Below are 19,050 nucleotides of genomic sequence, written 5' to 3'. Positions count from 1 at the left end.
TTTGCTACACATCACTATTTTTGAGACTCAAACTCAACGCCCGTCGGGTCTCGCTCTAGTGCGACTTTCAGTACTTCATCAATCCACTGTACAGGGATAACTTCCAGATCCGCGATAACATTATCAGGAATCTCTTCCAAATCACGCTCGTTATCTTTTGGAATTAGCACTGTCTTAATGCCACCACGGTGTGCCGCAAGTAACTTCTCTTTTAGGCCGCCGATAGGTAGAACCTCACCACGCAGTGTGATTTCACCCGTCATCGCTACTTCTGCTTTCACAGGGTTGCCTGTTAGAGAAGAAACCAATGCTGTACACATTGCTGTACCCGCACTTGGGCCATCTTTTGGTGTCGCGCCTTCCGGGACGTGTACGTGAATATCTTTCTTCTCGTAGAAGTCAGTATTGATACCTAGCTTTTCTGCACGAGAGCGAACCACTGTCATTGCTGCTTGGATAGACTCTTGCATCACATCACCAAGAGAACCCGTTTGTGTCAGCTTACCTTTACCTGGCATTGATTGAGTTTCAATCGTTAATAGATCGCCACCCACTTCGGTCCAAGCTAGGCCAGTTACTTGACCAATTCGGTTACTTTCATCCGCTTTACCGTAATCGAAACGTTGAACACCTAAGTACTCTTTTAGGTTGTCCATCGTTACCGTTACTGACTTGATGTCCTTATCCAGCAAGATGTTCTTCACCGCTTTACGGCAGATCTTAGAAATCTCACGCTCTAAGTTACGGACACCCGCTTCACGCGTGTAGTAACGAATGATGCCAATAATCGCAGAATCTTCAATGACGATCTCATCCGCTTTCAAGCCATTACGCTTCACTTGTTTATCAACAAGGTGACGTTTTGCAATGTTCAGCTTCTCGTCTTCGGTGTAACCAGATAAACGAATAACTTCCATACGGTCTAACAATGGACCCGGGATGTTCATCGAGTTCGATGTCGCAACAAACATAACGTCAGAGAGATCGTAATCCACTTCTAGGTAGTGATCGTTGAACGAGTTATTCTGTTCAGGATCAAGTACTTCTAGTAGAGCCGATGCCGGATCACCACGCATATCGGAAGACATTTTGTCGATTTCGTCCAATAAGAACAGCGGGTTCTTCACACCAACCTTCGACATCTTCTGGATCAATTTGCCTGGTAATGAGCCGATATAAGTACGACGGTGACCACGAATTTCCGCTTCATCACGCACACCACCCAACGCCATACGAACATACTTACGGCCTGTAGCTGAAGCAATTGAACGACCAAGAGACGTTTTACCTACACCAGGAGGACCAACAAGACAAAGGATAGGACCTTTTAGCTTGTTGATACGGTTTTGAACAGCCAGGTATTCAAGGATACGTTCTTTGACGCGTTCTAGACCGTAGTGATCTTCATTAAGAACCTCTTCTGCTTTCGCTAAGTTTTTCTTAACTTTTGAGCGCTTAGCCCAAGGAACGCTGACCATCCAATCGATGTAGCTACGAACCACTGTTGCTTCAGCAGACATTGGAGACATCATCTTAAGCTTTTGCAGCTCTTGCTCTGTCTTTTCACGTGCCTCTTGAGGCATTTTTGATTCGTCAATCTTCTTCTGTAGCGTTTCGAACTCGTCTGGTGCGTCTTCCATCTCACCAAGTTCTTTCTGAATCGCTTTCATTTGCTCATTCAGATAATACTCACGCTGAGATTTTTCCATTTGCTTTTTAACGCGACCACGAATTCGTTTTTCAACTTGCAGCAAGTCGATCTCTGATTCCATCTGGCCCATCAGGAATTCCAGACGCTCAGTGACGTCAACAATTTCAAGCACTTGCTGCTTATCCACCAACTTTAACGGCATATGAGCCGCAATGGTATCCGCTAAGCGTGCGGCTTCGTCGATACCATTAAGTGACGTTAGCACTTCTGGTGGAATCTTCTTGTTTAGCTTAATGAACCCTTCAAACTGATTAATCGCGCTGCGCACAATCACTTCTTGCTCACGCTCATCCAATTCTGGCGTAACAACAAATTCAGCTTCCGCTAGGAAGAAGTCACTCTCTTTAAAGTGATTGATTTTTGCTCGCTGCTGGCCTTCGACCAATACTTTTACTGTGCCATCCGGAAGCTTCAAGAGCTGGAGAATGGTGGCTACCGTACCTACGTCAAATAGGTCGTCAACCGTAGGCTCGTCAGTATCCGCTTGCTTTTGTGCCACAAGAAGAACTTGTTTGTTGGTTTCCATCGCCGTTTCTAGACAGCTAATCGATTTCTCACGACCAACAAACAATGGAATAACCATGTGTGGGTAGACCACTACGTCACGTAGAGGTAGTACCGGGATCTCGATACGCTCGGAACGTTCCAAGTTCATATAATTCTCTCTTCCGCTTTCACGTTTAACGTATTACTTAAGGCAGTATATGGGGGCTAATTGTTTGGATTCAATAAGAGAAATAAAAAAAGGAGGTAATTACTTACCTCCTTTTTCATTATGGCTGAATTTACTCTGCTCCAGCTGCCTGATTGTCTGCGTTACTGTAAATAAGCAGTGGCTCTGACTCGCCATTAATGACGGACTCATCAATCACGACTTTACTAACGTCTGTTGCAGATGGTAATTCGTACATGGTTTCAAGTAGCACGCCTTCAAGAATCGAGCGTAAGCCACGAGCACCTGTTTTACGCTCCATTGCTTTTTTCGCGATAGCGCGCAGCGCATCTTCACGGAATTCAAGTTCGGCGTTTTCTAGCTCAAACAATGCTGCATATTGCTTGGTCAGTGCGTTCTTCGGTTCACATAGGATCTGAATCAACGCTTCTTCATCAAGCTCAGTCAGTGTTGTTGTTACAGGTAGACGACCAATGAATTCTGGAATGAGGCCGTACTTCACTAAGTCTTCAGGTTCAACTTGAGTAAATAGCTCACCTACCGTCTTCGATTCATTCTTCGAACGAACTTCAGCACCAAAGCCAATACCTGTACCTGTTGCAACACGCTGCTCAATCACCTTGTCTAAGCCAGCAAAAGCACCACCACAAATGAACAGGATCTTAGATGTGTCCACTTGTAGGAATTCTTGCTGAGGATGCTTACGACCACCTTGAGGTGGAACCGATGCAACCGTACCTTCGATAAGTTTTAGTAGCGCCTGCTGAACACCTTCACCAGATACGTCACGCGTAATAGATGGGTTTTCAGCTTTGCGTGAAATCTTATCAATTTCATCAATGTAAACGATGCCGCGTTCCGCTTTAGCTACATCGTAATCACATTTTTGCAGAAGCTTTTGGATGATGTTTTCAACGTCTTCACCTACGTAACCGGCTTCGGTTAGTGTCGTCGCGTCTGCCATTGTAAATGGCACATCCAAGAATCGAGCTAATGTCTCCGCAAGTAGTGTTTTACCACTACCTGTAGGACCAATTAGAAGGATGTTACTCTTACCAAGCTCCACACCTTCGCTCGTTGTATCACCATTGCGTAAACGCTTGTAGTGGTTATATACCGCAACTGCGAGCACTTTTTTCGCGTAATCTTGCCCGATCACATAGTCATCAAGGTGTTCACGGATCTGTTTTGGCGTTGGTAACGCTTCAGATTCTTTCTTAGGGAGAACATCCTTGATTTCTTCGCGAATAATATCGTTACATAAGTCGACACACTCGTCGCAAATGTACACTGACGGACCTGCGATTAGCTTGCGAACTTCGTGCTGACTTTTGCCGCAGAAAGAACAGTACAGCAATTTACCGCTGCCACTTTCTTTGCTTTTATCTGTCATTCGCTAACCTCTTAGCCTTTACTCTTCATGAATGAGTGTATATCAATTTTTGCCAAAATGCGCTGGCTAATTACTCGCCACGGTGGCTTAACACTGCATCCACGATACCGTATTCCACAGCCTGCTCTGATGACATGAAGTTATCACGATCAGTATCGCGCTCAATGACTTCAAGAGGTTGGCCTGTATGTTCTGCTAACAACTTGTTTAGCTTCTGTTTAATCGTCAGGATTTCCTGAGCATGGATTTGGATATCAGAAGCTTGACCCTGGAAACCACCCAATGGTTGGTGGATCATTACACGAGAGTTAGGCAGTACGTAACGCTTACCTGGCGCACCACCTGCAAGCAGGAAGGCACCCATTGAACATGCTTGACCCATACACACAGTGCTGACATTTGGCTTAATGAACTGCATGGTATCGTAAATAGACATACCAGCTGTTACGCTGCCGCCTGGCGAGTTGATGTATAGGAAAATATCTTTATCTGGATTTTCAGATTCTAGGAAAAGTAGCTGAGCCACGACAAGGTTTGCCATGTGGTCTTCCACTTGACCCGTTAAAAAAATCACGCGCTCTTTCAGCAGACGTGAGTAGATGTCGTAAGAGCGTTCGCCTCGGGAAGTTTGTTCAACCACCATTGGTACTAGCGCGTCCATAATTGGCGACATTGCATTTTTTTCTTGGTAGCTCATATTCTTATGTCCCTAAAATAAATGGCCCGGATGATGACTATCATACGGACCATTGTTAGCAGAATAGTTAACGTTAAGTCAACCTTCTACGCAAGATATTGCTTATTAAGCAGCAGGTTGTTGTTGGTTAAGTAGCTCGTTGAAGCCTACTTCTTTCTCAGAAACCTGTGCTTTAGCGATGATCGCGTCGATTGCTTGCTCTTCTAGAGCTACGTTGCGCATGTTGTTCATCATTTCTTCGTTTTGCTCGTAGTAAGCAATAACTTCTGATGGATCTTCGTATGCAGTAGCCATTTCTTCGATTAGAGCTTTAACTTTCTCGTCGTCCGCTTTTAGCTCTTCAGATTTGATTACTTCACCTAGTAGAAGACCAACAACTACGCGACGTTTAGCTTGTTCTTCGAACAGTTCACGTGGAAGCTGAGCAGCAGCTTCTGGGTTACCACCGAAGCGTTGTGCAGCTTGTTGACGTAGAACTTGGATTTCTTGCTCGATAAGCGCTGATGGTACGTTGATGTCGTTTTGCTCAACTAGACCGTCAATCGCTTGCTCTTTGATGCGGTTCTTAACAGCTTGCTTAAGTTCGCGTTCCATGTTCTTACGAACTTCAGCTTTAAGTGCTTCAACACCACCTTCAACAACACCGAACTTAGCAACGAACTCGTCGTTTAGTTCTGGAAGTTCACGAGCTTCAACTTTGTTCACTTTGATTGCGAACTTAGCTGCTTTACCTTTTAGGTTTTCAGCGTGGTAATCTTCTGGGAAAGTCACGTCGATGTCGAATTCCATACCAGCAGTTTTACCTGCGATACCGTCTTCGAAACCAGGGATCATGCGACCAGCACCCATTTCTAGAGGGAAGTTCTCAGCTTTACCGCCTTCGAACTCTTCACCGTCGATAGAACCAACGAAGTCGATGCTTACGCGTTTGCCATCTTCTGCTGCTTCTTCAACTTCAACCCAAGTTGCTTGTTGCTTACGTAGAGTATCGATCATCTCTTCTACGTCTGCATCTTTAACTTCTGTTAGTGGTTTTTCAACAGTGATGCTCTCTAGGCCTTTAAGCTCAACTTCTGGGTAAACTTCAAAAGTTGCAGTGAAAACTAGGTCTGAACCTTCTTTGTTCTCTACAGGAGCGAAAGTTGGAGCGCCAGCTGGGTTGATTTTCTCTTTAACGATAGCTTCGATGAAGTGGCGTTGCATTACTTCACCAAGAACGTCTTGACGTACTGCTTTGCCGTACATCTTAGCAACCATTTTTAGAGGCACTTTACCCTTACGGAAACCATCGAAACGACGGTTTTTAGCGATGTTGCGTAGTTCAGCTGTTACAGCGTCTTCGATGTTTGCAGCTGGAACAGTAATGTTTAGACGGCGCTCTAGGCCCTCTAGCGTTTCAACAGTAACTTGCATTATATATAAACCTCTAAAGTGGCTCGGTTTTCCGAGCGTATGAGCGAAACTCAGAGGAGCTTACGCTTCATCCTTGTGTAGTGTTCTGTCCGAACACCTAATTTAAAATCGAGTATCGATACTGGTTGTCAGTACCGGACTAATCAGTGATATCTTCGATAAAATAACCAAAGGTATCTCCTATTAGCCTCAGGACAGAATTTTTAGACGCGACATTCTAGCGATCTGTCGCAACCCTGTCGAGCCAATAGCCACTATGTGGACATTGTCTGCGCTAAATTCTCGAATGCTGACCCATTTTTTCTTCAAAAATGCGATTCAGACACCGTCTAAGCATCGCCAGCATATCTAGAATGGGGACAATAGCGACTTTTTCAAGAGAATCGACCGGTTTTTTTATCGAAAAGCCTAAAAAGAGATCTTGCTCTTGTTTTACTCCACAGAGTTGAAAACTAAATCCCTAATCCTTCCTACAAACTATTAACATTTTCTTACGTGACCAAAGGAAGTTGTAAGGAGTGTAAGGATGTCGCAAAAAAAACGGATTCTGCTGACATTTTTTGCTTTCTATTTCCTGTGCGCAATTATCGGTGGCCATTGGGTTTGGCAGACCAGTTATCAATCTCTACTTGATAAACACCAATCACAGCTTGAGCAATTTTCTGGCCATATAAAAAATAAACTCGATAAGTACGCCCATATCCCAAATCTTCTCGCTAAAGATGATCCTCTTTATCAAGCGCTTCTGCACCCCAACAACAGTGCGCAACTGGAAATCACTAATCGGTATTTAGAATCCGTTAATGGCGTGATTGAAGCAGCGGATACGTACTTAATCGATCAATGGGGTACAACGATCGCGGCCAGCAACTGGCGTAAACAGCGCTCCTTTATCGGGCGAAATTTTGCATTTCGCCCTTATTTCAAACAAGCCATTGTAGGCAAAAGAAGCCAATACTACGCACTGGGCTCAACATCTGGTAAACGTGGCTACTACTATTCTTATCCCATCATATACGCTGGCGGTGTACTTGGTGTCGTCGTGGTGAAGATGGACCTAAGTAAGATAGAGGACAACTGGCAGCAACCAAACAGTGTTTTTGTCGCCAGCGACCCATACGGAATTGTTTTCATGAGTAGCCGAAGTGAATGGCTGCTCAAAAGCTTACAACCACTGACAAAAAAAGAGAAAAAGCAAGTTTGGGCAAGCCAACAATATCTTGATGCGCCAATTGAAACGCTTGGATTAGTGGGTAGTTTGGACGAGGTGCATTCTGAGCTTAAACAGGGTTACCCATACAATAAAGGAACCTTGGTGGTCTCTTCGCTGCCCCTTCCCGAACTCAAACTGACAATTCGTGTGCTGTCTCCTAAACAGTCGATCGTTTGGTTCACCATGGGTTACATCTTTGTACTCACTCTAGCATTCATGGTTTTGTTTTTAATTGGTCAGCTTATCTATCACCGTCAACAGCGTCACTTGCAACTTGAACGAATTCAACAAGAAGCAAATCAAAAGTTGGAATATCAAGTCATGGCACGGACTGCCGAGTTGCAAGCGGAGATCGCACAGCGTATCGATACCGAGCAAACTTTACGCGTTACTCAAGATGAATTGGTGCAAGCAGCGAAACTCGCGGTGTTAGGACAAATGTCGGCCAGTATCAGCCATGAACTGAATAATCCACTTGCAGCAATTCGTAGCTTTGCGGAGAACGGCAAGCTGTTTCTAAAAAAAGAAAAATATGAGCGAGTGGAAGATAATCTCACTCGCATTTCTGCTCTCACTGACCGTATGGCAAATATCAGTCAGCAACTTCGCTCTTTCGCCAAAAAAACCAGTGGTGACGAGTTGGCTCAATCTCGATTGTTCCCTGTGATAGCCTCTGTAAAAGAACTGATGAAGCCCGCATTTAAATCAGGGCGCGTCACGTTAGAAACAAATTTGCCAGAGCATGATGTTGAAGTGCAGATCAATATTATTCAACTGGAGCAAGTGTTGGTCAATTTACTGACTAATGCGATAGAAGCACTCAAAGAACAACAAGACAAACAGGTAGAATTATCTGTAGAACACGATGAGCACACTGATTTAGTTTGGATTCATGTTGATGATAATGGCCCAGGACTTGGCTCTTTCTCACTTTCTGATTTATGTGAGCCGTTTCTAACCACTAAACTGAACGGTTTAGGTTTGGGTCTCTCTATCTCGCAACAAATCTTAGCCAGTATGAATGGAAAATTATGTGCCCATAATCGAGAACAAGGCGGCGCTCGATTCTCATTGTGTTTACCTATCACTTCTTACAACACTGAACCATCAAAAGGATAAGATCATGTGTCAGGTGTTTTTTATTGATGATGAGGCCGATCTCAGACTCGCTATAGAACAGACCTTTGAACTTGCGGATATCGACGCCAAGTTTTTTGTGGATGCAGAATCGGCTTTAATAGCGATGCAGCAAGGAGAAGAAGCTGGCGTCGTGGTCACTGATATCTGTTTACCGGGCATTTCTGGTATGGATATGCTAACAACTTTGACTCAACGCGATGCAAACTTACCCGTCATCATGATCACTGGACACGGTGATATTTCCATGGCAGTGCAAGCCCTTCATCAAGGCGCTTACGACTTTATTGAGAAACCTTTTGCGCCAGAGCATTTGGTTGAAACGGTTAAGCGGGCGATTGAGAAGCGCAAACTAACCAATGAAAATGAAAAACTGCGCCTGTCACTTAAAGCCAGTAAAACCCTTGGTCCACGAGTTATTGGTGAAACCTCTAGCATCCAAATATTACGAGAGACCATCACCCAAATCGCCGATACCGACGCCGATATTTTATTGTTTGGTGAAACCGGTACAGGGAAAGAGTTAATCGCTCGTTCTTTACATGAGCAAAGCTCTCGCCGGAACCAAAACTTTGTCGCCGTAAATTGTGGAGCGGTTCCAGAGAACTTAATTGAGAGTGAACTCTACGGCCATGAAAAAGGCGCATTCACTGGCGCCGAAAGCCGTCGTATCGGTAAATTTGAGTTTGCACAAGGCGGCACACTTTTCTTGGATGAGATCGAGTCGATGCCTATCCAAGCCCAAATTCGTTTATTGAGGGTATTACAAGAGCGCGTGATTGAGCGTGTCGGTTCCAATGAATTATTGCCTTTAGATATTCGAGTGATTGCCGCAACAAAGGTCGATTTAAAACACGCAGCTGAAGAAGGTACTTTCCGTCAGGATCTCTATTATCGGCTCAATGTCGTGACCCTGGATCTCCCGCCACTACGCGAACGAAAAGAAGACATTCCCGCCCTCTTTCACCACTTTCTGTTGGTAGCAGCTTCACGTTATGGCAAAAGCTCACCTAGCTTGTCACCCCAAGATCTAGCGCAACTGATGAGCCATGACTGGCCTGGCAATGTTCGAGAACTCAGAAATGCTGCAGAGCGTTTTGTGCTATTGGGTAAGTTAATTCAGTTGGGAGAATCGAACCCAGTCGCTAAGTCTTCCTCAAGCCTTGCAGAGCAAGTGGCGGAGTTTGAGAGAGCAGCCATTGAAGGCGCTTTATTAGAAAACAACGGTAGTATTAAACAGACAATGTGCCAATTGAATGTGCCAAGAAAAACCCTTTACGACAAGATGCAGCGCTACCAAATAAATAAAGACCTTTACAAATAAAACACGTTCAAATAGCTGGCATTATATTCAACTTGAATCATAATTTTTAACAACGGGTTTATCATGGTTGTTATAGATATGAACGAAAAAGTGAGAATACCGATTGTTACAGATACCGTGCTCGTAGACGGTTGCTATCAAGAAGAGAGAAGATTCGGTGAAGAGCGTCGTAAAAATAAAAAGAGGTGGCGACACTATGAACGTCGAATTAATTCAGACCCGCGCAAAACTTGTTACAAGTCAATAGACGAAGAGGTGTGAATTCTCACACCTCTTTCTACTTTCTGGCTTCCATTACTTGGTAATGATCTCCGGCCCCATCAAGGTAGTAGGCAACCAAGTCGATACCCATGGTACATATGTGACGATAATTAGGAATAAGAACATCACTCCAACCCAGGGTAATGCTGCCTTCACTACGTTCATCATCGACATTTTGGCAACACCAGCGGTCACAAATAAGTTAAGACCCACGGGCGGCGTTATCATTCCTATCTCCATATTCACCACCATCATTATGCCCAAATGAATTGGGTCTATGCCTAATGCAATCGCAATTGGGAACACGAGCGGCGCAACAATGATCAACAAGCCTGATGGCTCCATGAACTGACCACCAATCAACAACAAGACGTTCACCACAATCAAGAAAGTGATGGGTCCGAGACCAGCCGAGAGCATCGACTCGGTGATCATTTGCGGGATGCGTTCTTCCGTTAAAACATGCTTCAAAATTAAGGCATTAGCAATGATGAACAGCAGCATGATGGTGAGTTTGCCCGCTTCATACAGGGTGTGTTTGGTGTCTTTATGAACAAAGGTTTGGAAGATTTTAACGAGCGCAGGTTTAGTGTTTTTCTTGTCTGCAAATGGCCCCATGTCTTTGTATACAAAGTTAGCAATAAAGAATGAGTACACAGCAGCAACCGCAGCGGCTTCTGTCGGCGTAAAGATACCGCCATAGATACCACCAAGAATGATGACGACCAACAACAAGCCCCAGCTTGCATCCTTGGCGGCATCAAAAGTTTCTTTCCAACCGACAAAAGGTTGCTTTGGAAGGTTCTTGATTCTCGCGGCAATGTAAATCGCGATCATCAACATGACACCCGCCAGCAAACCGGGAATCACACCACCAAGGAACATACGTCCAACTGACACATCCGTTGCGGCTGCATACACCACCATCACAATCGAAGGTGGGATCAAAATCCCTAGCGTACCTGCGTTACAAATTACCCCAGAGGCAAACTCTTTTGAGTAACCGTTTTTGATCATACCTGCGATAACAATACTACCTATGGCAACAACCGTTGCAGGTGAGGAACCTGACAACGCGGCAAACATCATACACGCTACAACCGAAGCCATCGCCAAACCGCCGCGGAACCAGCCTACAATGGCAATGGCGAAACGAATGATCCGCTTTGCTACGCCACCCGTCGACATAAAGCTTGAAGCCAATATAAAGAATGGAATAGCCAATAGCGTGTAGTGGCCCGCGAATGCATTAAACAGCGTTTGAGCAACTGACGCTAAAGAGGCATCCGAATGCATTAAAAGGAAAAGAACACTGGAAAGGCCCAGCGAAATAGCAATTGGCACGCCAACCAGCATAAAGCCAATTACCATCAAAAATAGAAATAAGATATCCATGGCTTATTGCTCCTTGTTTTTAGCGTCTTGCGAGGCCTTTGGAGCCATTACGTCTTCAGCGTCACTCATCTCAGCTTTAAGAGATTCGAGCTCTTCCTCCGCTTCATGTCCTGCAATCAAGCGATCGAGCTTACCAGTAGCGATTTGCCACGTGACTTGAACAAATCTAAACGTTAGTAGCGCCATTCCAAGTGGCAAAGCGAAGTAAGGAATAAAACGTGGCAGCTTTTCATAACGCTCTCCCTCATTTAACCAGTCGGCCATGAACTGGAGTATTTCAGGCATCGGAATATCGTCCGTTTCATACCACGCTCGGTCGGTAGCGAACGGATACCAGTAGTTCCAAGCGCCAATTAACAGCAAAATAGAGAAGGCTAAGCAACACATTGCTGCAAAAAGCGCCAGGGCTTTTCGTTTACCTTCCGGAACGATGTTAATAATGACATCGACACCAATATGAAAGTGTTTTTTCACACCATAAGATGCGCCAACCAACACCATCCATGCGAACATGAAAACGGTGAGCTCAAGCGCCCAAAGAATATTGTCGTTAAAGACATAACGAAAGATGACATTGGCAAAGGTCAGCAAGGTCATGGCACCCAAGAAGAAAGCAATCAAAGTCTCTTCAATGGCATCGGTGATTCGTCCAGCCTTGGCAAAAAAAGTCTGTTCCATAATTACATCACGTCGTCTGTAGGGGGAAAGAGCCCCCTCAGTTTGAGAGGGCTAAATGTGCTAGCTGTTATTATTTTTGGTTAGACGCCAAAGCGGCTTCGATTAGGTCAGAACCAATGTCTTTTTCGAACTTCTTCCATACTGGTTGAAGTGCAGTGACCCACTCTTGGCGCTGTTCTGGCGTTAGAGTACGAACCACACCACCGGCTTCGATGATATTGTTCTTATTCGCAAGGTTTACTTTGGTTGACTCAGCATTACGCTGCGCAGTTACCTCTTGAATAATGGTATTTAACTGCTCGCGCTGATCATCTGGTAGGTTTTTCCAGAAGTCGTTTGACGTCACAACTAAGTAATCCAGAATTCCGTGGTTCGTTTCCGTAATGCCATCTTGAACTTCGAAGAATTTTTTGCCGTAAATGTTTGACCAAGTATTTTCTTGACCATCAATAACCTTAGTTTGCAAGCCGCCGTAAACTTCTTTGAACGACATTTTTTGTGGGTTAGCACCTAGCTGCTCAAACTGAGCAACGAGTACATCAGAGGCTTGAACACGGAACTTAAGTCCTTCAGCATCAGTTGGAGAAATGAGCGGCTTGTTGGCTGACATTTGCTTCATGCCGTTATGCCAAAACGCAATGCCTTGTAGGCCACGACGTTTCATTGAATTTTTCAGCTTTTCACCCGCTTCCGAGTTTTGGAAACGGTCAACCGCGTCGACATCATCGAACAAGAAAGGAAGATCGAAAAGGCGGTACTTCTTGGTGAATTTCTCAAACTTAGAAAGAGAAGGAGCAGCGAGTTGAACATCACCATTCAGTAGCGCTTCCAACACTTTGTCATCATCATAAAGTGTTGAGTTAGGAAACACCTGCATACAGACTTTACCGTTCATCTCTTCGTTGACGCGCTTTTCAAGTAACGAAGCCGCGATGCCTTTAGGGTGTTTGTCCGCATTCGTTACATGGCTAAACTTGATGACCGTTTCACCTGGGTCACAATTTGCGGCAGCATTAAAACTGGTAACAGCAAGTGCAGAGACAGATAGTAGAGTTAGAGGCTTAAACATTATTATTCTCCTTGTTGAATCACATCCCATCCCGTCCATGAGTAACTAGGTGTTAGGCGATGGGTACGGATGTTCAACAAAGAGCAATTAATGGACCATGTTAAAATTTATATGTATTTCAATAAATTAAAAAAGACCATTAACATGAATCCGAAGTGTAACGAGTGAATTCCACCCAAGAAAAAGATATAAATGGGTGGGAAATGACCCATTTATGAAGAACAGCTTATCTCCATTTTCTTCCCCCATTCCGGCGGCAATTTCGCATAATCATCAAACTCGGGTTGCTCATCAAATGGGCGTTTTAACAGTCCGGCCAATCGGTGTAATTCGCTAAAGTCCCCTTCTTCCGCTTTATCAATCGCCAACTGAGCCAAGTAGTTACGCAAGATGTATTTGGGATTGGCTTGACGCATCTGTTTGCAACGCTGTTCGGTTGAAATCTGGCCCCCTAGTTTATCAACCTCTAGCTCACACCGAGCTAAGTACAGATCAAGCCAAGCTCGCGCAGCTTCTCGGTCGAGAAATAAATCGATTACGGCTTGGGAAGGCGCATTATCAAGGTTTGAAAGTGTTCTGAAGAAGCGAGTGTAGTCCGTTTTGTTCTGGTGAAGAAGCTCAAACATAGCTTCAAACAAACGCCCGTCTTCCGCTATCTTAGTTTTTAAGCCCAACTTCTCACGCATGAGGCGGCTGAACTGCTGGCTTAAATGAACTTCAAATTGACTCAACGACGATTCTAAATCTTCTCGTTCAACGAGTGGCGATAGCGCATGCGCCAATGCTGACAAGTTCCAAAGCGCAATTCTAGGCTGTTGATCAAATGCGTAACGACCCTGGTAGTCTGAATGATTACAAATGTATCCCGGCTCATAATCATCAAGAAAGCCAAACGGACCATAATCAAAAGTTTGCCCAAGAATTGACATGTTATCGGTATTCATCACACCATGCGCAAAACCAAAAGCTTGCCAATATGCGATCATCTCGGCTGTTTTAGTCACGATGGCGTCAAACATCGCGGCATATGGTTTCTCCGCCGATGCACAATCAGCAAAGTGCCACTCAATCACCTTATCCGCCAACAGCTTCTGCTCTGCTAACTGGTTGGTGTAAAAGAAATGCTCAAAGTGACCAAATCGAACATGGGTTTCAGCCATTCGAAGTAACAAAGCGCCCGATTCCGTTTTTTCTCGATAAACAGGTGTATCACTGACCATCATACCGAGAGCACGTGTCGTCGGAACCCCAAGGCCCGCCATGGCTTCACTGCACAGGTACTCACGGATAGTTGAGCGTAATACCGCTCGCCCATCTCCCATTCGCGAGTAAGGCGTTAGCCCTGCACCTTTGAGGTGAAGATCAAACCAAGTACCATTCTGATGCTCAATTTCTGCCAACAGTAATCCACGTCCATCGCCCAAATCTGGGTTGTAAACGCCAAACTGATGGCCTGCATATTTCATCGCAAGAGGACGAAATTGTTCGAATTCACTTAGCCCAGAAAAAACCGCCAATAACTCATCGTTTTGCTCTGCTGGTAAACCAAACTGCTGTGCAAACTCACCATTCCAAGCGACCCAGCGAGTGTTGTCCAAGGGTTGTGGCTCGACCAACGTATAGAACGCTGACGGTAATTGACTAAAGCGATGGGTGAAATTGACCCGTTGCCAAATGGACATGTAGGGTTCCTTAACAAAAAGAAGTACTGTTGTGAGTATACGTGTGAATGTCCCTGTCATTCAGCCATGAAATGGGCATGGGTATTTTGCGTGAATAACGTGAAGGCGGCAGGAAGGTATCAACCTGCCGCAGACCGTCTCCTAAACGGAGGTAGCATGTAAAAACGATCAAAGGGTTAAGCGGAAAATTCTTCACCCGTTTTTGGTGGCTGTGATGGCGTATCAAAACGAGCGCGTTCGATATCCACTACCGTTTTATAGCTCAACGATAACAATGCCAGCTGGTACGCGCCAAAAATACCATAGGCCACACCGACGAGGCTCAACATAAAGAGATTCGTAAAGTGGCTAAAGATCAGCTGACTGAGCAAGCCCGCCCCCAATGGAATTAGTCCCATCAAAATGAATACTTGTTTGTTGTATGGTCTGCTCTGATTCCACGAACGACGCAAACTGCGCGGCTGATGATCCATTGCAGTCGCTGGCAACACAAATGACCATCGCGCCATTACCCAATAGCCGGGAATGCTTGCAATCGTTGTGATAATAGCCATAGCAACAAAGTCGGCTTCACCACTTTCTGCAATGTAGATAAACGACAACACAAAGATCGGGATACCAATAACGAGCATCATCATCAGTCCAAACAGTATCCACCAGCCTATGAAACGGAATTCTCGCGCTGACAAACGAAATACATCCAACGCAGAGTGCATGTAATCGCCGGCTAAATAAATTCGATGCACACGCACAGCCGCCATAGCGGCAACAAGTGGGTACAAAATAATTGTGACGAAATAAAATCCTGCGACATTGCCTTCTTGAACGTTCGCTTGATCTTGCCCCGTCATTTCAGGATACATAAAAGCAAAAATTGAGTGCACGATAATCAACGGAATACAAGCAATAACAATTGCGAGTAGATTCCTTCTCACCATCACTGCCGCTTCTCGGCATATTTCCGAAACAGAAAAGCCCTCGGTAGACATATAACATCCTTAGTTCATAAAAATCGGCCCCTAGGGTAACCGCAGAGTAGAAAAATCGCTTTAAAAATAATGAGAAACACATCTCATAAGACAATGAGAACGAAACCAAAATAGATCAGGTAAAAAATAAGCCACTCAATGTGAGTGGCTTATACCGCAATTAATACCGTTTTAGACGCGACGTCGCCAGCCTAATGTTGCAAGCAACATCAAAGCCCAATAAGAAACACTGCCGCTACCTTCAGAGTTCTTGAATGTCGTTGTCTTCAAAGAAGCAACAACCGTCACGATAACTTCCCCCGTAGCAGTGGCACCATGACCATCTGAAACCGTATATTGCAGCTTGATGCCGTCAGTAGGGCTATCCGGTGCTTGAAAACGGATTTTGCCATTCTCTACACTCGCACTTCCCACACCCGTTACGTTCTGTACGCTTTCTACAACCAGTTTATCGCCGTTCACATCCGAATCGTTGCTCGCTGCATCAATCAGAATACTTTCACCAACGGCAACGGTCGCCGTATCTGCAAGCGTAAGTGGCGCTGCGTTTTTCATGGTTAAATCGACGGTAGCACTGGACGTTTCATTACTAGGATCAGTCACGGTTAAACGGAATGTCAGAACCTCACCCGCTTTTGCACCTTGAGGCACCGTAAAGCTTGTGCTAACACTGGTTGCATTGCCAAGAGAAACTGAAGTGCCAGCCAACTGCTCCCATTTATAACTCAACACATCACCATCAGCATCCGTACTATTTAACGCAGACAACGTGACTCGCTGCCCAACCGTCATGTCTTTATTATCAACATCAATCACGGCCACTGGCGCTTCGTTGCTGCCAAGCACTTCCACCTGCACATTCACGATTGAAGATGAGTACGCACCATCAACCGACAACAAACGATATTGGAAAGTGTCCAGACCAACGAAGTTAGCTTCAGGTTGGTACTGGTTGCCAGAGATGGTGCCGTGCTCAGGCTTCTGCACAATGTCCACATTGAACTGATACCCTACCGCCATGAAATCATTGTCCATCAGGTTCAGTTTGATTGGCGTATTTTTATTGGTTTGTAACGAATCAGATTTCGCTTCAACCAAGTTGCTCGCATCCACATTTAATAATGCTGCAAACGGAATATAAGAGAACCCGGCTTTTTCTAGACCAAACGTGCCAATCTCACTGTAATCACCAGTCCACATTACAGGTAGGGAGGCTTTTTCAGTTTTTAGCAAGCGGCCGAAGTCAAAGTTTGCATCAAATTGACCGCCTTCCAATTCAACGACCAATAAGTGCTGACCCGCACTCAATTGGCTTGATTGGGGGAATAAAATTCGAGATGACTTTTGGAAGTTACCTTGTTGTAAAAGCTCAGCGTTGTTTTGATTCAATATTAATCGATAGCCAATGTTTCCAGAAAATGGGAATCGCCAAACTCGATAAGTCATGTCACTTTGAGCGCTATCTCTTTGCGCATAAAGTTGAAGGCCATCAAGCTCTGTATCACTATTCAAGTCCAGTGACACCGCCAGAGTGTTACTCCCACTCGCGTACACATAACCTTGATGAAGAGAGTTCAGCCATGCTGATTTATTTGGTTCGTTTGTATGCTCAAGAGAAAAGCTACCGCCGTTGGTGTTGCTGGCAATGTTGGAAATACGAACCCCAGTATCAAACCCTGTGATCGCTCTCAGACCCGGGGTCGATGTATCTGAAATGACATCGCCACCATTAGGGTACAAATCGTCAGCGTCACTCCTACCATCATTTTCTAACTCATTCAGACCATCAGCCTGCATGATTTGAACCTGCATCGCGCCAACATCATTAAAGCGGTTCTGGACATTGACCGACGTCGCCAGGATACCTTCAGCCGCCAATGCTCGGTCGTAACCGCTAAAGGTGCGATTTTCCAAGTAAACACGTGGACCAAACTCTTTCAAGTACGGGTCGAGATACACCAGCTTGACATCGTCGTTGTTCACAGAAATAGGCGCTGGACTTTCATGAGTTACCGTTGGTACAACAAAACCAGCAGCGTGTTTGCTCCATGCACTCATGTTCACCGGAGTGTCACCAGCGTATGAATCTCCCGGTTTCTGCGCCCATGAACCGCCACCCATCACGCCCCAAGAGCCGATCGAGGCATCACTGTTCCTTGCGTACAAATCCGGTAAGCCAAGCATTAAGTGGCCAAGCTCGTGTACGATCACGCCCAACGTCGCTTGATGATCAACTTGATAGTCAGCGAACACACAATAGTCTGTGATCTTTTTACCATCTAGTGTGACATCATCGTGAGAGAATTTGTGCGGCCAAATCGCAGGACGGTTGAGAACCCCTGTTGAACGATCTCCCCCCGCAAAAATAAACATGACAGAGAGTTCTGACGGTTCTACGGTACCATTTTGATTGCTGTCGTAGGCCGAAAGATTAAAGTATGGATCCAGTTTTTGATAAGCCTCGGTGAAAACCGCATTCAACTTGGCGGTGCATGTCTTATCAGTCGAACTAGAGTGACAGTTAGGGTGGCTTTGTGCCACAGTCACATCTATCACACCGTCATTGGCGGTGCCGTAACTCTCAAGTGCAGGAACAACTTTGAATTTACCTTGAGAGTTTTTATCAAAGTAATCCACAACGCTTTGACCATTGGTATTAAATACGCGTTGCTCAAAATCATGCACCATTGCTTGGTCATCAAACGAAACTTGCACAACCAATAGGGGCTGCTGCTTCACCGTTGAACTGCTCATCGCCTGGTAACCTTGCGCCGAGCGCAGTAGGTTTTTTCGTGCCATCGGTTCAATGGTTTTTAGAGAAGATAATTGCGGTTTAACTTGTAAATCCGGTCGAAACCTCGCCGACTCAGGTGGCTCACTCGACTGCGTTTTCACCACACCTGTCGAGATCAATATTGGCGTGTCTGACTCGCGCTGAATCTGCGCGAAAAACCAAACGCCGTCTTCCTGAAGTAAGGCATTGCCCTGCTTATCTTCAAACCAGTGGAAATCTGCCGTTCCACGTAGAATTGCCTCACTGGAGCTACCATCGCTCAACGCAATAGTATGCCAAACCGGTGATGGCGGAGTAGTTGCCATGCTCTTCCCTGCAAGAAGCGCAGTTAACATAGCCATGGCGAGTGTGTTGAATTTCAAAGTACGACTCCATCTTTTCGATTCGTTCATTCATACCAAGCACAACAAACACAAAGTAACCCTATGGGCATAGAGTAAGACTGAGTGACTATTGACGAAGGCTGGTATCAATTCGCTCAGATAACACGACGTAGTTTGGTGTCACACTACAAAAGCGTCGGATTCCAAAACGCTGTTATGAGCGTAGCTTCTGAGAATATAAATTGAGTGAATGAATAGTATCGAAACGAAAGGAAGAAGAAATGAACTTCTACGAATT

At 45.1% G+C, this 19,050-nt stretch carries 13 protein-coding genes; 3 read left to right on the top strand and 10 right to left on the bottom strand.

Annotated features, from left to right (window positions below; genetic code table 11):
* Positions 1 to 14 precede the first annotated feature (14 nt).
* The 4 genes from lon to tig form a co-directional block, all read right to left on the bottom strand.
* The gene (gene lon, locus H9L11_RS11590) at positions 15 to 2,366 is read right to left on the bottom strand and encodes an endopeptidase La (protein ID WP_005382343.1); all 2,352 of its coding nucleotides are present in this window, start codon (positions 2,364 to 2,366) and stop codon (positions 15 to 17) included.
* A 130-nt stretch (positions 2,367 to 2,496) separates the two neighbouring features.
* Positions 2,497 to 3,777, bottom strand: coding sequence for an ATP-dependent protease ATP-binding subunit ClpX (gene clpX / locus H9L11_RS11585; protein WP_005382345.1), 1,281 nt, complete (start codon positions 3,775 to 3,777; stop codon positions 2,497 to 2,499).
* Between the two features lie 70 nt (positions 3,778 to 3,847).
* Positions 3,848 to 4,474, bottom strand: a complete 627-nt coding sequence (gene clpP, locus H9L11_RS11580; RefSeq protein WP_005382347.1) for an ATP-dependent Clp endopeptidase proteolytic subunit ClpP — start codon at positions 4,472 to 4,474, stop codon at positions 3,848 to 3,850.
* A 105-nt stretch (positions 4,475 to 4,579) separates the two neighbouring features.
* Complete coding sequence (gene tig, locus H9L11_RS11575) at positions 4,580 to 5,887, bottom strand: trigger factor (protein ID WP_005382251.1); 1,308 nt, start codon at positions 5,885 to 5,887, stop codon at positions 4,580 to 4,582.
* A gap of 526 nt (positions 5,888 to 6,413) precedes the next feature.
* Here tig and H9L11_RS11570 point away from each other — a divergent pair.
* From H9L11_RS11570 to H9L11_RS23535, 3 genes are all read left to right on the top strand, one after another.
* Positions 6,414 to 8,219, top strand: a complete 1,806-nt coding sequence (locus tag H9L11_RS11570) for an ATP-binding protein (protein WP_017819921.1) — start codon at positions 6,414 to 6,416, stop codon at positions 8,217 to 8,219.
* Positions 8,220 to 8,223: 4 nt separating this feature from the next.
* Positions 8,224 to 9,561, top strand: coding sequence for a sigma-54 dependent transcriptional regulator (locus H9L11_RS11565; protein WP_017819922.1), 1,338 nt, complete (start codon positions 8,224 to 8,226; stop codon positions 9,559 to 9,561).
* 78 nt (positions 9,562 to 9,639) lie between these two features.
* A complete protein-coding gene (locus tag H9L11_RS23535) occupies positions 9,640 to 9,822 on the top strand; it encodes a hypothetical protein (RefSeq protein ID WP_021034161.1) in 183 nt (60 codons plus the stop codon).
* Between the two features lie 33 nt (positions 9,823 to 9,855).
* Here the strand turns inward: H9L11_RS23535 and H9L11_RS11560 are convergent, their stop codons facing one another.
* The 6 genes from H9L11_RS11560 to H9L11_RS11535 all read right to left on the bottom strand — a co-directional run bounded on the left by H9L11_RS11560 (position 9,856) and on the right by H9L11_RS11535 (position 18,791).
* Complete coding sequence (locus H9L11_RS11560; protein ID WP_005382255.1) at positions 9,856 to 11,217, bottom strand: TRAP transporter large permease; 1,362 nt, start codon at positions 11,215 to 11,217, stop codon at positions 9,856 to 9,858.
* Positions 11,218 to 11,220: 3 nt separating this feature from the next.
* The gene (locus H9L11_RS11555; RefSeq protein WP_005384308.1) at positions 11,221 to 11,895 is read right to left on the bottom strand and encodes a TRAP transporter small permease; all 675 of its coding nucleotides are present in this window, start codon (positions 11,893 to 11,895) and stop codon (positions 11,221 to 11,223) included.
* A 70-nt stretch (positions 11,896 to 11,965) separates the two neighbouring features.
* Entirely contained in the window at positions 11,966 to 12,964 is a 999-nt protein-coding gene (locus H9L11_RS11550) for a TRAP transporter substrate-binding protein (protein ID WP_017634784.1), read from the bottom strand.
* Between the two features lie 212 nt (positions 12,965 to 13,176).
* Positions 13,177 to 14,646, bottom strand: coding sequence for a protein adenylyltransferase SelO (locus tag H9L11_RS11545; protein WP_205390767.1), 1,470 nt, complete (start codon positions 14,644 to 14,646; stop codon positions 13,177 to 13,179).
* A 176-nt stretch (positions 14,647 to 14,822) separates the two neighbouring features.
* Positions 14,823 to 15,635 (bottom strand): hypothetical protein, encoded by an 813-nt coding sequence (locus tag H9L11_RS11540; RefSeq protein WP_033906890.1) that lies wholly within the window; start codon positions 15,633 to 15,635, stop codon positions 14,823 to 14,825.
* Between the two features lie 171 nt (positions 15,636 to 15,806).
* Complete coding sequence (locus H9L11_RS11535; RefSeq protein WP_205390766.1) at positions 15,807 to 18,791, bottom strand: M6 family metalloprotease domain-containing protein; 2,985 nt, start codon at positions 18,789 to 18,791, stop codon at positions 15,807 to 15,809.
* Positions 18,792 to 19,050 lie beyond the last annotated feature (259 nt).

The sequence above is a fragment of the Vibrio sp. sp1 genome, from assembly GCF_016920955.1.
GTDB lineage: Bacteria > Pseudomonadota > Gammaproteobacteria > Enterobacterales > Vibrionaceae > Vibrio > Vibrio alginolyticus.
Note: the sequence above shows the minus strand (reverse complement) of the source record. Positions and strands in the feature narration are given on the sequence as shown.

Excerpts from the sequence above, each read along its gene's own strand:
- lon (WP_005382343.1), bottom strand. The coding sequence starts at position 2,366 with ATGAACTTGGAACGTTCCGAGCGTATCGAGATCCCGGTACTACCTCTA.
- clpX (WP_005382345.1), bottom strand. The coding sequence starts at position 3,777 with ATGACAGATAAAAGCAAAGAAAGTGGCAGCGGTAAATTGCTGTACTGT.
- clpP (WP_005382347.1), bottom strand. The coding sequence starts at position 4,474 with ATGAGCTACCAAGAAAAAAATGCAATGTCGCCAATTATGGACGCGCTA.
- tig (WP_005382251.1), bottom strand. The coding sequence starts at position 5,887 with ATGCAAGTTACTGTTGAAACGCTAGAGGGCCTAGAGCGCCGTCTAAAC.
- H9L11_RS11570 (WP_017819921.1), top strand. The coding sequence starts at position 6,414 with ATGTCGCAAAAAAAACGGATTCTGCTGACATTTTTTGCTTTCTATTTC.
- H9L11_RS11565 (WP_017819922.1), top strand. The coding sequence starts at position 8,224 with ATGTGTCAGGTGTTTTTTATTGATGATGAGGCCGATCTCAGACTCGCT.
- H9L11_RS23535 (WP_021034161.1), top strand. The coding sequence starts at position 9,640 with ATGAACGAAAAAGTGAGAATACCGATTGTTACAGATACCGTGCTCGTA.
- H9L11_RS11560 (WP_005382255.1), bottom strand. The coding sequence starts at position 11,217 with ATGGATATCTTATTTCTATTTTTGATGGTAATTGGCTTTATGCTGGTT.
- H9L11_RS11555 (WP_005384308.1), bottom strand. The coding sequence starts at position 11,895 with ATGGAACAGACTTTTTTTGCCAAGGCTGGACGAATCACCGATGCCATT.
- H9L11_RS11550 (WP_017634784.1), bottom strand. The coding sequence starts at position 12,964 with ATGTTTAAGCCTCTAACTCTACTATCTGTCTCTGCACTTGCTGTTACC.
- H9L11_RS11545 (WP_205390767.1), bottom strand. The coding sequence starts at position 14,646 with ATGTCCATTTGGCAACGGGTCAATTTCACCCATCGCTTTAGTCAATTA.
- H9L11_RS11540 (WP_033906890.1), bottom strand. The coding sequence starts at position 15,635 with ATGTCTACCGAGGGCTTTTCTGTTTCGGAAATATGCCGAGAAGCGGCA.